11 protein-coding genes are annotated in these 13353 nt (G+C 71.9%); 3 read left to right on the top strand and 8 right to left on the bottom strand.

Features of this window, described 5'->3' with window-relative positions; translation table 11 throughout:
- Positions 1-104 precede the first annotated feature (104 nt).
- The 3 genes from C8N24_RS03315 (at position 105) to C8N24_RS03305 (ending at position 2208) form a co-directional block, all read left to right on the top strand.
- Positions 105-1352, top strand: coding sequence for a beta-propeller fold lactonase family protein (locus C8N24_RS03315; RefSeq protein WP_121247974.1), 1248 nt, complete (start codon positions 105-107; stop codon positions 1350-1352).
- On the top strand, positions 1349-1678 hold the full coding sequence (locus tag C8N24_RS03310; protein WP_121247972.1) for a hypothetical protein: 330 nt from the start codon (positions 1349-1351) through the stop codon (positions 1676-1678). Before C8N24_RS03315 ends, C8N24_RS03310 begins: the two co-directional genes overlap by 4 nt.
- Before the next feature lie 170 nt (positions 1679-1848).
- Positions 1849-2208 (top strand): EVE domain-containing protein, encoded by a 360-nt coding sequence (locus C8N24_RS03305; protein ID WP_121247970.1) that lies wholly within the window; start codon positions 1849-1851, stop codon positions 2206-2208.
- Between the two features lie 323 nt (positions 2209-2531).
- On the opposite strand, the gene C8N24_RS03300 is transcribed toward C8N24_RS03305, so the two are convergent.
- From C8N24_RS03300 to C8N24_RS03265, 8 genes are all read right to left on the bottom strand, one after another.
- The gene (locus C8N24_RS03300; protein WP_147447599.1) at positions 2532-3086 is read right to left on the bottom strand and encodes a hypothetical protein; all 555 of its coding nucleotides are present in this window, start codon (positions 3084-3086) and stop codon (positions 2532-2534) included.
- Between the two features lie 50 nt (positions 3087-3136).
- Positions 3137-4288: a lytic transglycosylase domain-containing protein gene (locus C8N24_RS03295; protein WP_121247966.1), complete on the bottom strand. Its 1152-nt coding sequence runs from the start codon at positions 4286-4288 to the stop codon at positions 3137-3139.
- Positions 4285-4806, bottom strand: coding sequence for a hypothetical protein (locus C8N24_RS03290; RefSeq protein ID WP_121247964.1), 522 nt, complete (start codon positions 4804-4806; stop codon positions 4285-4287). The genes C8N24_RS03295 and C8N24_RS03290 overlap by 4 nt, the downstream gene beginning before the upstream one ends.
- 32 nt (positions 4807-4838) lie before the next feature.
- Positions 4839-5492, bottom strand: a complete 654-nt coding sequence (locus C8N24_RS03285) for a hypothetical protein (RefSeq protein WP_147447598.1) — start codon at positions 5490-5492, stop codon at positions 4839-4841.
- Between the two features lie 120 nt (positions 5493-5612).
- Positions 5613-7394: a ParB/RepB/Spo0J family partition protein gene (locus C8N24_RS03280; protein WP_147447597.1), complete on the bottom strand. Its 1782-nt coding sequence runs from the start codon at positions 7392-7394 to the stop codon at positions 5613-5615.
- A 64-nt stretch (positions 7395-7458) separates the two neighbouring features.
- Complete coding sequence (locus C8N24_RS03275) at positions 7459-9213, bottom strand: vWA domain-containing protein (protein WP_121247958.1); 1755 nt, start codon at positions 9211-9213, stop codon at positions 7459-7461.
- Positions 9210-10256, bottom strand: a complete 1047-nt coding sequence (locus C8N24_RS03270; RefSeq protein WP_121247956.1) for an AAA family ATPase — start codon at positions 10254-10256, stop codon at positions 9210-9212. Before C8N24_RS03270 ends, C8N24_RS03275 begins: the two co-directional genes overlap by 4 nt.
- A gap of 44 nt (positions 10257-10300) precedes the next feature.
- Positions 10301-13300, bottom strand: coding sequence for a helicase-related protein (locus C8N24_RS03265; RefSeq protein WP_121247954.1), 3000 nt, complete (start codon positions 13298-13300; stop codon positions 10301-10303).
- Positions 13301-13353 lie beyond the last annotated feature (53 nt).

Genomic DNA, 13353 nt, shown 5'->3' with positions numbered 1-13353 from the left:
GAGCGGGAGCGCAAGCGACGGTGAGCGGCGGTCGCCGCACCGGGCAGACAAGTTGAGGTTGACACGCAATCGGCCGCTGTGGGAGCGTGGTGGTCCCGGGAAAGATGCGTCATGAGTCCCGCGTGGTGATCTCGGTCGTGCCTCACCCGTTGCCGTTTCGACCGCAACGGTGGATCGACGGCGCTCCGGCAGCTCAGCAGCGCCGAAGCCGATCGCGTGCGCAGCCGGTCGGGCCTGGCACGGTCCGACCCGTCCGATGGCGAGCCGCTGCAGCGGGATCGGTGCTGCTCGAGCTCCTGATCGCGATAACCGCGCTGCCTGTGACTGCTCGGGCGCAGCCGGGTGCCCTGACGCCGCTGCCGGGCCGTTCGGCGTGCATAGGAGGACCGACACCGACCGATCTACGGCTCGGGGTTCCTCGGCAGGGGTGTACCGCCGTCCGTGGCCGATCTGAACAGGACACGGTGCTCGTCGGGCGGCCCCGCACCTCGGTGGCCGTGCTGAGCCCTGACGGGGCCTTCCTCTACACGGCCACTCGGGGTGAGTACGAGCTTGTCGGTCCGGCCCGAACGCGCCGCCCGAGCGCGATTGAAGTTTTTGCCCGCACGCCGACCGGAGCGCTGCGGCAACTGGACGGCACCCTAGGGTGCATGACCGCCGTCCGGCGTGGCGGCTGCGCCGCTGTCCGCGGGATCGGTCACGTCAGCGCGCTTGCGGTCTCCCCGGACGGGCGTTCGCTCTACGCCGCCGCGAACCAGAGCGACACCATCGCCGTGTTCCGGCGCGGCCCGCGCACCGGGGTGCTCCGCCAGCTGCCCGGGCGGCGGGGTTGCCTGCGCGCGCGTCCAGGCCGGGACCGGTGCGGGCGCGCGAAGGGCCTGAGCAACGTCAGCTCGCTGCTGGTGACGGCGGATGGGCGGCATCTGTATGCGGAGGCGCTGACGATCTCGGGGCGGACGTTTACGGCCTTCGCGCGCGATTCGCGCACCGGCGCGCTGCGTCAACGTCCCGGGGCCAATGGCTGCGTTGTGCTGGGCCCGGAGGGCGGCTCGCGGCCGTGTGCGCGGCGTGGCACCGCCGAGGTGCAGTTCGGGGCGCTCGATCAGGGTTCCGACGGCCGCTTCATTTTCAGCTCCAGCGTCTACGGACTTGCCGCGCCGGTGGTGTTCGCGCGCGATGGGCGCAGCGGCGCGTTGCAACCCGTCTCGCAACCGTGCCTGCCCAGCTGCTCGCAGACCCGACCGTCGTCCGCTGGCCGCCTGGTGGCACGTCTGACAGTCGTCAGGCCTACATGCTCGGGGCCAGGAGGGGCGCCGTTGGCGTGTGGTCACGTGATCCGTCAACGGGGGTGATCACCGACGCCCGCATCGCCTTCCAGGTGCCATGTCCCGGCGGCTGCTACGTCGGCGGCGGTGCTTTGGCGATCTCGCCCTCCGGTCGCACCGCCTATCTGACGTTCAGCGCCTACGGCGTGCTTGTCCTCGCGCGCGATCCCGCGACCGGAGCGCTATCAGGTCCCCCGGCGGGCGGTTGCTGGTCGTTCGCCCGCCACTTCGGTTGCGCGATCGCGCGCGGGTTGCTCGCCCCGTCAGATCTCCTGGTCCCGCCCGACGCCCGCAACGTGTATGCCGTCTCCCCGGACTTCGCGGTCAGCGCCTTTGCCCGCGCCGTGGACTGAACGCGGCAGCAACGGGAACGTCGGAGCCTGCCGTTTGGCAAGGGCTCGAGTTGGCCCGCTGAGCGGCGTCGTGCCGGCCGGCGCGCCTGGCGTGCGCGCGTGTGTTGGTGGCGTGCAGCCTGGACCGTCGGGTGGCTTGTGGGGGCCTAGTCGGCGCTAGCGTTGCCCACGTGGGCTACTGGCTGTTCAAGTTCAAGCAACCGGGTGGGTTCGAGGCGATGCGCGAGGAGACCTACGGGTTCACGCAACTCGCGAGCCATGTCCGTGTGAGCGCGCAGCCGGGTGATGAGCTGGTCATCTACAACATCGAGGGCAAGCACGTAGCCGCCGTGGTCCGCGTGATCGGCCCGGTGTTCGAGCGCGAGGAGCAGACCGAGCACGCCGAGCGCTGGCGCTACGCCGTCCCGACCGAGCCGTTGCTGATCGCTCCGCGCGGGCCGAAGCGTCCGGTGGCCGGCCGGAACTTCCGGCGCATCGACGAAGCCGAGTTCCGCGAGCTCGAGCGCGTCGTGAAGGTCAACTCGCGCTAGCGCCCCGTACCGCTTGCCACGAGCAGGTCCGGTTCGAGGGTGACCGCCGACGGGCTGCAGCCCGAGAGGCTGCGCGTCGAGCTGCGTGCAGGCGAGAGCCCTCCACGAGCAGCCGAGCTCCCGATCAAGCCTTCCAGACGGGCCGCGAGCCGGCGAGGCGATTGCCCGCGATACCGTCGACGGAGTACACGCTAGGAACGTAGCGACGAGCTCCCTCCTTGGACGTTGTGACGTTGCCATTTCGCCTCGCGTGATTCGGCGGTGATCGACTTGAGCAGCGCAGGCGTCGGGATGCGCGTCTCGCTACCGGCTCCGCGACGCGCTCAGAGAGCCACCGTGGCGGCGTAGACGACCAGCAACTCACTGGCGGCGCTTGTGATGTCTTCCGGCACTGACATCCGTTCGCGGCGGCAGGCCAGAAGTGCGTCGGCGATGTTGCAAGCGGCGCAGTCGATCGCGCCCGGTAGAGGCCATGGGTCGTCGTCGCGTCGGTCGAGCAAGTCTGCCGCCACGACGGCTGCGCGGGCTTCCGTTGCCGTCCGCCAGTGCGTGACGTCGTAGCGCTGATCCCGGCCATGAGCCGCCAGTGCACTGTCGAGCAGTCGGAGGAGCGCGGCGCTGCTGTGTTCGATCGCCCGCCGGCAGTCGCACGTGAGCGTCGGTACTCCAGCCAGCGCCGCGCACTTGGCGAGCTGAATCAGCTCGGGGATGCAGCGGGCGAGAAGTTCGTCGGTGGCGGCGATGCGTTCCTCCTCGGGAGACAGGCAACGTCCGCGACCAGCGACGATCGCGGCTCGGCGCCGCGCTCCCCACTCGATGTGCGGGTGCGTGGCTGCGGCGAGGGAATACAGGCCGGTTGGATCGGGGCGGTGGTCCATGTTCGCTCTAGGCTCGGGGCGAGGAAACTCGCCCCCGAGGGGCGACGAGCTCATCCGTGACTGGACACGGAGGTCCCGGTCGGTATCGCCGCCACCCAGCTGCAAGGAGGGGTTGGTGCGCTGGTTCCGTAACAGGGGGAGACCCACGAGATGTGCAGATGCGCGGCGCAGTCGGGGGCGCGGCAGGTCCACGGTGAGCCGTGGCCGGGGTAGCCCTCGTAGCCGACGAACTGCATCGCCGGAATCAGCGGGCAGACCGGGCGGGTGCCGGAGCCGCCGCAGGCGGGGATCCAGCCGAGGTCGCGGGCGAGGGCGAGCGCCGAGTTGTCCCAGGCGGCCTGGTCGACCGCGTCGGCCGGGATCAGGTCGAGGGCGGTGCCGTCGCCGTGCGTTTGGTGGCCGCCTTCGCGCGCGGCGGTCACCCGTAGGCGGTAGCTGCGCAGCAGCCACAAGGCGTTGGCGAGCAGCCGAGCGTCGATCAGCTGGGCGGGGCGGCCGGCGGCCATCGCCCAAGCGGGCAGCATCGCGTAGCGCCGGGGCGCGCTGACGCGTGCGCTCTCGCGAAGGTCCGTCGGTGGCCCCTCGGACCCGCTGGCGCACTCGGCGGCGGGCTCGCTCACGAGGGCGTGTTCGGGCGCGTCCGCGTAGGTGCGTGCCCGCGTGAGGACGTCGGCGACGTAGGCACGCGAGTGGTTGTAGCCCAAGACGGCGTCAGTGATCTCGCCGCCTGCTCGTTCGAGCAGGACGTTGAGGTAGCGGGCGGCGGAGGGGATGGCGTCGCGGGGGTCGTAGGGGTCGGTGTCGCCGTCTTGGTCGCCGTCGATGCGGTAGGCCTGCCAGGTGGAAGGTGGGCCGTCGGTGAGGTTGAACTGCATGGGTCCGGCGCAGCAGCCGAAGGCGTTGACGCCGGAGCGAACGCCGGCGGCGCTGGATCGGCCGTGGTCAGACTCGATTGCGCCGATCGCGGCCAGCACGGTCCAGGGGACCTTGAACTGACTACCGGCTTGCCGGTAGAGCTCGAGGTACTCGGAGGGGATGGTCGACGACGCGTGCTCCGAGGGCGCGGCGCTTGCACCGGCGCACTCGTCGTCGAGCAGACCGGGCATCAAACTCGTCATCGCGGCCAGGCCGAGCACGGCCATGACCGCGAGCGCGGTCGCTGCACCGGCCGCGCGCGAGCCTGAGGCGACGACGCCGCTCACGAGCGCGCGTGTTCGTCGTGCTCGGGAGGGAAGGCGTCGGCGACCGCCGCGGCGGGGGTGCCGTACAGCCGCCGGATGACCGATTGCGAGGGCCAGCGGGCGGACTGGTAGCGGCTGAGCGCATCGCCGCCGCGGCGGCGGGCGTGGGTGCCGGACCAGTCGACCGAGGACGCGGGGAAGCCGAAGCGCTCGCGCCAGAAGCGATGGGCGCCGCGGACGGTCTCACGGGTCCAGCGCGGACGTGACTGCGGCTTGCACCGTTGACAGTGCTGCGCGGCTCGGCCCTTGCCGTCGGCTCCGGAGGTCGGTGCGCCGCACTTGTGGCAGATGCCGGCGTAACCGGCCTTGCGCGCCTTGGCTTTCGTTCCGGTCGGGTCGTGCAGGTAGCCGCGGATGGTCGCCGGGGCACGGTTGAGCAGGTGCGCGATCTGCGCGATGCTCCAACCCTGATCACGGTGGTGTTGGGCGAGCAGGACGTTGCGGCGACGGGTGAAGTGGTCGGTGGTGCGCGAGCGCATGCCGCCGAACTTCTGAGCCGCACGCGGGCCGCCTATTCGTCGAGAGCTTCCGGCATGCTGACGACACCGCCCGGGTGCAGCACCACAGCGGCGGTGCCGGCGATGCCGGCCAAGTGGTGAAGCTCGTAGCTGACGTCTTCGACGAGGTCGTAGTCGTCGTCGGCCTCATCGGCCGGCCGAGTCGCGAGCTCGGGACGCTCAGCTTTCAGCGCCTCGAGCACGCCGCGGGTGAAGCTCGTGGCGCCGCCCTCCCCCGGGGCGTGCAGCAGGGGCTGCGCGTAATCGATGAGGGTGCCGAGCGCATGGACGACGGTCAGGACCTGGGCGGTCGGTCGGCGGGGGCGCTCATGCAGCAGCACACCGGCGATCTGGCCTCCGAGTTCGTTGAGCTCGGCGAACAGGTCGGTGCCGTCGAAGTCCGCCTTGGCGCGGACGGTGTCGGCGCTGGCGCAGGCGAGCCAAACGACCGCGCCCCGGAGGGCGTCAGCATCGGTGGGGACGCGCGCGACAAGCTCCGCGGGGCGGCCGACGTGGCCGCTGATGAGCGCAATCCACTGGGCGAGGTCTCGGTCCTCGACAAGGTCGAGTTGCCGTTGCGTCACGAGGTGGTCGGCGACGAAGTGCGTCACGTCGTTGATGCGCTCAAGGGTCCCCGGCGGCCATAGGTCGGGCATCTTGCCGTCCATCCCGCCCATTCTCCCTGGCCGATCGTGCGACGGCAGGTCGGACAACGCAACACGCCCAAAGAAAGGCGCCGCCGCGCGACCCGCCGCGGATGGGCGGGTCGCACAGGCTGCCGTCGCGGGTCAGGCCGCGGACGGTTCGTCAAGCTCGAGCTCGTCGAGGCTGGTGTCGGCCCGGTGCGCGTCCAGGTCGACGGTGCTGCGCTCGGTCGGGTCGGTGACGAACGTCTCGCGGTGCAGCGCGGCCAGTCGCGGGGAGAGCATCGGGCGCAGGAAGGCCCAGAGCGCTTCGCGGAGCGGGTCATCGCCGCCGGGCAGGACCTCCTCGAGCTTGCGGCTCATCCGTTCGCGGCCCAGGGCCTTGGTGCGGGTGACGCCGTCGGGGTCTAGGACGAACGCGGCGGCGAAGCGGGCGACGAGCGCGGCGATGCCGCGCAGCGAGTCAGGCTCGGCGAGCGCCCGCCCGAGCTCGGCGTCGACGATCGCGTCGACGGCCATCGGTTCGTGGCGGCCGCTTTCGCCGACCGGGCGTTGGCGGTCGGGGTCGGTCCAGCCGGCGCCATACGCGAGCACGTCGCGGTACTCGCGGGACAGCAGCCGGCAGACGATCGTGCGCAACGCGTCGAGCTGGGCGGGGGAGGGGTCGATCAGGCCGGCGCGGAGGTCGTGGCCGAGGCCGAGGTTCGTGCGGACGGCGTCGGCGTGCCGCTGACGCTCGTCGTGTCGACGTGCCTTCTCGTCGGCGAGCGCAGCGCGCAGGTCCGGCGCGTCCAGGTGCGCGCCGGCGAAGTACGCCGGGTTGCTGACCGGTGGTGTGTCGTCGCTGTCGGCGACGGATTGGCGGACGGCGTCGAGCAGGAACGCGGGGTCGATGACCCAGATGCCGGCGGCGAAGTCGGCCCCGCGCTCGTGGACGTAGGCGTAGCGGCCGGTGCGGGCGCGCTCGCGCAGCGCGCTGTCGACGCGCAGTGAGGCGTGCGTGCTCTTCGCCCTGGTCTGCAGCGTGTCCAGTTCGCTGTCGAGCTCGTCGAGATCGCACCTGAAGGCGTGCGCGATCGCCCGTCGCCCGGCGTCGGTCAGGTGTTGGCGGGCGAGGGTGATCTGGCTGTGCGCGTCGAGCAGGGCGCCGTCGTCGATGCGGACCGCGTAGGTGGTCTCGTCTTCGACCAGCGTGCGGTGCACGAAGGCGCCAAGGTCGCGCAGGGCGGCGTCGTGCAGGTCGGAGGTCGAGATCCGGCGGGCGACGCCCTCGGTGAGCTCGGGCGCGATCTCGTGCATGTCGGCCAGCCGGTTGGCGAGCGTCACGGAGATTTGTCGTTCGCCGGGGCGGTCGGCGACGCGGGCGCGGATGGGCTCCGGAAGCGTGAGCTGGCGGCGCAGGTTGTGCGCCTTCACGGGGCCGATGCCGAGGTCGGCGCACACGGCGCCGATGCGGTCGCTTTCGTGCAGGCCGGCGCGGGCGGCCCAGCAGTCTGCGAACTGGGCCTGTTGGTCGGCGAGCGTGAGATCCTCGCGCTGGTTCTCCTGAGCCTGGATGCGGCGGATCTCGTCGCGCGAGGGCGCGTGGTCGAGCAGCAGGACGATGAGGCTGCGAACTGGCTGCAGGCCGTTGACGGCGAGGTCGTGGCTGGCGCGGGCGGCGAGCAAGCGGCGCTGGCCGGCGTAGAGCACGACGGGCTGGCCGGCTGGGCGGTGCCCGATGCCGGGGACGAGCTGGCCCATCGACATGAGCATGCGAGCGAGGCGCTCGATACCGTTGGGGGCGATGTCGTGGCGGGCGTTGGGGGCGAGGCGGATGTCGTCGAGCGGGACACGCACGAGCGTGCCGGCCGGATCGGCCGGCGCGGTGGTAGTGACGTCAAAGAGCGAAGGCGCCGCTGTCGGCGGCGCCTGGAGATCTGGCATGGGGGTGTCCTTCTGTAGTGGGTGAGCCGCCGGCGCCGAGTGCGCCGGCGGCTATCGGCGGCCGCTATTGCGGACGACGCGGCGTCGCGCTGCGCAGCGCCTTGACCGTGTCGGCGGCGATCTGGTCGAGCGCGTCGGCCGGGTCGGGGATGACGACGATGTGGTCCGCTTCGACCGAGAGTGGCGCAATGCCGATGGCGATGTGAATGGTGGGGACGCCGTGGTCGGCGAGCCAGTGGATGCGCTCGACGCCCGCGGGTGTGTCGTACCAGCCGCCGTCGCTGAGCACGTACGCGAAGCGCGGGCGGCGGGGGTTGGTCATGTCCAGGCAGTCGGAGGCGGCGACGATCGCGTCGCCGGCGAACGCGGTGCCGCCGCCGGTGCGGATACCCGGGACCTGACGCAGCCGTTCGCCGCCGTCGCTCAGCAGCTGCGAGCCGGAGCCGAACAGCGCGATCGCGCAGCGCCCGCCGATCTGGCGCAACCCGTCGCTGAGGATCCAGGCGATGGGGCCGAGCGCGTACTCGTAGCCGCCCATCGAGCCGGAGGTGTCGATTATCAGGGCGACGTGCGGCTCTTGGATCGGCGCGGTGATCTGACGGGTGATCTGCCAGGGGTGCGTGCTGATCGGCCGCCCGTGCGTGCGCTGGGCCTGGCCGCGCGCGTAGGCGCGCCCGTCGAAGCGCCCGCCCGGCGTGCGCTTGTCGATCGTCCGTGTGCCGAGCGTCATGGCTTGGCGCATGCGCGTGGCGTAGCGGCGGGCCTGGGCGACTTCATCGCCCAACGGCGGCCGGTCGACGCCGCGGTCCGGCATCCGGCCCGACGGGGCGCCGGTGCCACGGGGCGTCGTGCTTTCACCGCTGCGGGCGATGTCGTCCAGCAGCGTCTGCAGGTCGACGTCGTGCTCGAGTTGCATGAGCTGGTCCGATCGCGCGGACGCCTCGGCCTGTTCGAGCGCCTCGGCGAGCGTGCCCCCGACGGGCGCGCCCGCCCGAGTGCCGCCGGCCGGCTCCTCGTCGGGCGGGCCGATGATCTCGCGGTAGCGGCGGGCGGCGTCGTCGAGGCCGTGAAGGTCGCCGTCGTCGATCCAGATCAGCCGGGCGAACAGCGCGTCGAGCGCGGTGAGGTCGTCGGGGCCGAGCACGCTCGTCCAGATCGGCTCCAGCCAGCTCAGCGCGGACGGGTCCGCGGCTTCATAGAGCGTTCGCGCTCGCAGATAGACGGCGGCTCGGCCGGCAAGCTCCCGCGTGACGGGTTCGCCGGCGAGATTCGGTGCGAGCAACTCAGCCGCGAAGCGCGGCACGAGCGTGTCGGTGACCGCGGTGCGCAGGGCGTGGCGGGTGAAGCGTCCGCGGATCGAGTCGCGCGGGAAATCACGACAGCCGTGCGCTTCCATGCGTGGCTCTTCCAGCAGCCGGCGGTCGGCGGCCAGCTGCCGCTCGTCGGGGTCCTGGGACCGGGCGAGTTGGACGTCGTGCTCCATGGCCCAGCGCTTGGTGTGCTTGGCGTGGAACGTCTCGTGCAGGGCGACACCGAAGGTCCCGAGCACCCGGCGCCGGGGTACCGTTCCGGTGAGCAGTTGCTCGCGCGGGCCGAGCAGCTCGTCGGCGTCGAGGTAGATCCAGCGCGAGTGCAGTTCGATGTGGCCGGGGTCCGAGAGTCCCGGTCCGATCAGCGCCCACACGGGGTACAGGCGCTGCAGGATGCGGGTGAGGTGCTCGGACAGGTCCTGGTAGAGCGGCTCAAGCCGACCGCGCTGGGCCGCGGCGCGGTGCAGCTGCTGTACGAACGGCGCCGGCCCGGAGCGGGTCGCGCTCATCCGCCGGTCACCGCCCGCGCGTAGCCGTGCAGGTTCGGGACGCCGCCGCTCGGGCGCACGCGGTACTTGCTGTAGCCGGCCTGGTCGAGCATCCGGCAGGCGGCGGCGGCTTCGGCGTCCTGGAGCTTGCCGGCCTGGACCTGCTCGTGCAGGTTCGACGCGAAGAAAGCCAGCGCGGCGCGCTCGCCGACGCGCTCGCTCATCCGCCACAGCGACTCGACGTCCCGAAACTGCGGTGTCCATGTGAGGCCGTCTTCGCCGGCGATGCGCTGGCGGTCGAGCGCGGCCGCCTCGCGCACCAGCGCCGCCGGGGCGCCGAGCTCGGCCAGCGCCGCCCAGTGGCTGGTCACTTCCAGCGTGGCGGGGAAGCGCGAGTGCCACGCATCGGGGATATCGGTCGCGCCAACGAGGCCCGGGTTGTAGGCCAGGATGACGGCGAACCCGGGATGGGCGATCACGGTCTCGCCGGTCGCCGAGAGGTACAGCGCCAAGCGGCCGTCGAGCGTGGCGTTGATCGACAGCAGACAGACGTCGCGGGCTGTGTTGACCTCGTCAATCATCACCACCCAGCCCTCGCGCATCGCCTGCACGAACGCCGAGTCCACCAGCGAGACCTGGCCGCCGGAGCCGCCAATCGGCACCCACTCGTGGCGGAAGAAGAACTCGTCCGACGACGGGCCGGGCTGCATTTCCACGAAGCCGTAGAACGGCGCGCCGCGGCGGTCCTCGACTGGGCGGCCGCGGCTGGTCCACAGCCGGTAGGCGATCGCGCGGGCGATCTGGCTTTTGCCCGCGCCTGGCGGTCCGACCAGCCGCAGGAAGCTCGAGCGGGCGGGGTCGTCCATGTCCAGCAGGGCGAGGGCGAGCGCGTCGACGCGCTCGCCGTGTAGCGTCGGCGGGTAGATGCGCTTGCCGTCCGGCATGACGATCGGGTCGCTCGCTGCTTCGAGCGCGAGCGTGTCGGCGGGGAGCGGGTCGGGGGCGAGGTCGCCTTCGGCGGCGACGTTGTCGAGCTGCCGCAGGGCAGCAGTGATCGCGCTCATGCGCGGTCTCCTTTCGCAATAGAGGTGGTGAGCCTCGAAGCGATCTAGGCGGCGCCGAACACGCTGGCGGCGACGCGGAGCTTCGCGGCGGTGCCGGCGTAGCCGGCTTGGTCTTTGTGTTCGGCGATCTCGCCGGTGATCTGGCCGAGCTGGGTCGCGACGGTGGAGTCCGCTGCGGCGACGCCCTCGTAGGAGTCGAGGACCTGGTGGTGTTCGCCGCCGCGTGGCGAGAGGATCGAGACGATGTGGGCGATGCCGGCGTCGCGGATGTAGGGGATGTAGGTCTGCACCCAGCCGCGGACGGCGCCGGGGCGGGCGGCGCGGCCGACGCGTTGCTCAAGGCCGGAGGGCAGCCAGGGCAGGTCGAGGTGGCAAAGCACGGAGGCGTTCTGGAGGTTGTGGCCTTCCTGGCCGACCCGCGAGAGGCACAGGATCGGGAACTCGCCCCCGGTGAAGCGGTGCTTGAGCGCCTCGAAGTCGCGGCCAGTGAGCGAGCCGTCGGCGACGTGCGCCTCGACACCGTGCCGGTTACGCAGCGTCGAGGCCAGCTGGCGCAGGCAGCGGACGCGTTCGGCGAACACGAGCACCTGCTCTTCGCCGGCGATGCCGGCCAAGGTCTGGGCGGTCACGCCGCGCAGCAGCGGTAGCCCGTCACCGCCACCGCGCATGGCCTCGGCCACGAGGCCTTGGCGGCACAACCCTTGGGCGAGCGCGGCCTTGGAGTGCGTCAGGGTCTCGGGGTCGACGGAGGCGTCGACGTACACGCCGACGTTCCCGAGCACGACGCCCTGCACGCGGGCGATCTCCGCGAGTGCCTGCTTGTAGATCGGGCTGCCGGGTTCGAGCTCGCGCAGCTCGCGCAGCAGCTCGAGCAGGCGTCGATAGGCCTCGCGACCGCCTTGGCGGATCGCGTCCAGCAGCTCGGTCAGCGCCGTATCGGCTTCGAGCGTCAACGGCTGCGCCGGGCGGACGTCGGGCATCCAGGCCTGCATGTCCTGGCGGGTGACGCGCACGAGGTGCGGGCCGTAGTTCACGCGCAGCCGGTGGGCGTTGAGCTCGTCGAGCAGGTCGCCGGCTTCGCGGGTGTTCAGGCGCTCGCGGATCATCGCCTCATCGCCGAGGGCGAGTCCGACGAGGACATCGAGCTGCTCGGAGTCCTTGCCCCGTGGCGTCGCGGTCAGCAGCCAGCAGTCAGCGACCGAGGCCATCCGCAGCTGCGCGAGGGCCTGATGCGCCTCGGTGGCCGGGTTGGCGTAGCGCAGAGCCTCGTCGGCGATCAGCAGGTGCCAGTTGAGCGCAGCGAGCTCACCGGGGTGGCGGTCGAGCACGCCGTTGGCCACGAGGACGACGCCAGGCCGTTCGCCGAGCTCACGATCGAAGCGCCGCAACCGCCCGGCGATCGGTCCGTGGTCGGCGACGATCAGCACGTCGAGGTTTGGCGCGAGCGGCGCCAGCCCACGCGCCGGGGCGCCCGACAGCAGCTCGTCGCGCCACTGGCCGAGCAGCCGGCCTTCGGCGACGACCATGCCGCGGAAGCGGGCCGTGGTCGCCGCGCGGTGCGCGAGGGCGCGGCCGCTGGTAATCGTCTTGCCGGTGCCGGTCTGAGAGGCGTCGACTCCCGAACCGACGACCTTCAGCGCAGCGAGCTCGCGCTGACGGCCGAGCAAGACCGAGTCGTCGGCGAGCGGCTGGACAGCGACCATGCGCGCGAGCTGCCGAGCGCCGGCGTCGAGCGTGACCGTCGCGCCGGAGCGCTTGAGCGCGCGCAGCTCGGGCAGGACCTGTTCGGCCACGACGCGCCGCGTCGTGGCGATCGGGCCGTCGGCGGTGGTGATAGCCAGCAGCCCGGGACGGCCTTTCATCCGCCCGACGCGGACGGTGTCCTTGAGCTCGCCTGAGGCCTCCGAGGGCAGCAGCAGCGGGAGCCCGCGCTCGATCGCGGTCTGGACCGCCTCGCCGAGCTCCATGGCCGCGCTGTGGATGGCGTGGTGATCGTCCAGCGGGGCCGACCCGACTCGTCGGCGCGGGAGCTTGCGGCTTGGGAACGTGACGACCCTGAGCTGCAGTTCGCTGCCGTCGGCGGCGGTGTGGCTGGCGCGGCGGATGAGTACGCGGCCCCATCGGTCGACCGGATGTTCCGGGATAGCCGCGGTGATCGGCAGGCCGAGCTCGCGGGAGAGCGCTTCGATGAGTGCCCTGCCGGAGTCGACGTTCTCGCGCGGTCCGGCGTGCAGCGTGCGCAGGTTCCAGCCGGCGATCAGGTCGGGGACCGCGTCTGTGGGTAGGGAGGCCGCGCGCAGGTCGCGGTCGACGGCAGCGCCGAGCGCGGCGAGGGAGCGGATCGCGTCCAGCGAGAACGTCGGCGTCAGCTCCCAGCTCCCGCCGGGCGCCGGGGCGAGGAACACACCGACGGGCCGCTCGACGGAGGACACGGCCGGCAGTTGCTCGTCGGCCAGTGCGAGCCAGCTCGGTGAGGCGATGCGCCAACTACGGAGATCCGCCGCGTCAAAGCGCTCGAGGTGCGCGAGCGCCCAGCGGGAGAGCTCGTCGGCGACGGCAGCGTTCAGGCCCAGCCGACGAGCGACGGCGCGCCGGCGGTCGGCGGGGGAGACCCACACGGCGGGGTCGTCGAGCTCGATCGGCAGCTGCGCGTGCGCCTGTTGCAGCTGCTCGTCGAGCCGATCGACGTGAACCCGTGACCAGTCCAGGCCGGCGCGCACGTCCTGTTCTGCTTGGCCGGCGGCGAGCTGTCGGATCGCGTGGAGTTGAAAGCGCGTCGGGCGGATGTCGGTGATGCCGTGGCGGCACAGGACGGCGGCCGCGTGAGCATCACTGTCGATCCAGGCGGATGCGTCGTTGGGATCGATCGGCCGGTTCGCGGCCAGCTCGAACAGCGCGTCGGCGCGGAGGTCTTGGATCGGCGCTCCCGCGTTGCCGAAGCAGCGGGCGAGCTGGCGTCCCGCGTCGGTTCCCAGCGCGCGTTCGGCGAGGCGTTCGCGCTCGCTCGGGCTCGCATGCGCCCAAGCGTCGATGAGGGTGGACAAGAGCCACTCCTTTCATGGGAGACAGGCGGTGTGGCCGGGGCCACACCGCCTGG

Origin of the sequence: Solirubrobacter pauli (genome assembly GCF_003633755.1) — a bacterium.
Lineage (GTDB): Bacteria > Actinomycetota > Thermoleophilia > Solirubrobacterales > Solirubrobacteraceae > Solirubrobacter > Solirubrobacter pauli.
The sequence above is the reverse complement of the archived record's forward strand: the minus strand, read 5'-3'. Positions and strand labels throughout refer to the sequence as shown.

Coding starts and splice junctions, on each gene's coding strand:
- C8N24_RS03315 (WP_121247974.1), top strand. CDS start 105: ATGCGTCATGAGTCCCGCGTGGTGATCTCGGTCGTGCCTCACCCGTTG.
- C8N24_RS03300 (WP_147447599.1), bottom strand. CDS start 3,086: ATGGACCACCGCCCCGATCCAACCGGCCTGTATTCCCTCGCCGCAGCC.
- C8N24_RS03290 (WP_121247964.1), bottom strand. CDS start 4,806: ATGCGCTCGCGCACCACCGACCACTTCACCCGTCGCCGCAACGTCCTG.
- C8N24_RS03285 (WP_147447598.1), bottom strand. CDS start 5,492: ATGGACGGCAAGATGCCCGACCTATGGCCGCCGGGGACCCTTGAGCGC.
- C8N24_RS03280 (WP_147447597.1), bottom strand. CDS start 7,394: ATGCCAGATCTCCAGGCGCCGCCGACAGCGGCGCCTTCGCTCTTTGAC.
- C8N24_RS03275 (WP_121247958.1), bottom strand. CDS start 9,213: ATGAGCGCGACCCGCTCCGGGCCGGCGCCGTTCGTACAGCAGCTGCAC.
- C8N24_RS03270 (WP_121247956.1), bottom strand. CDS start 10,256: ATGAGCGCGATCACTGCTGCCCTGCGGCAGCTCGACAACGTCGCCGCC.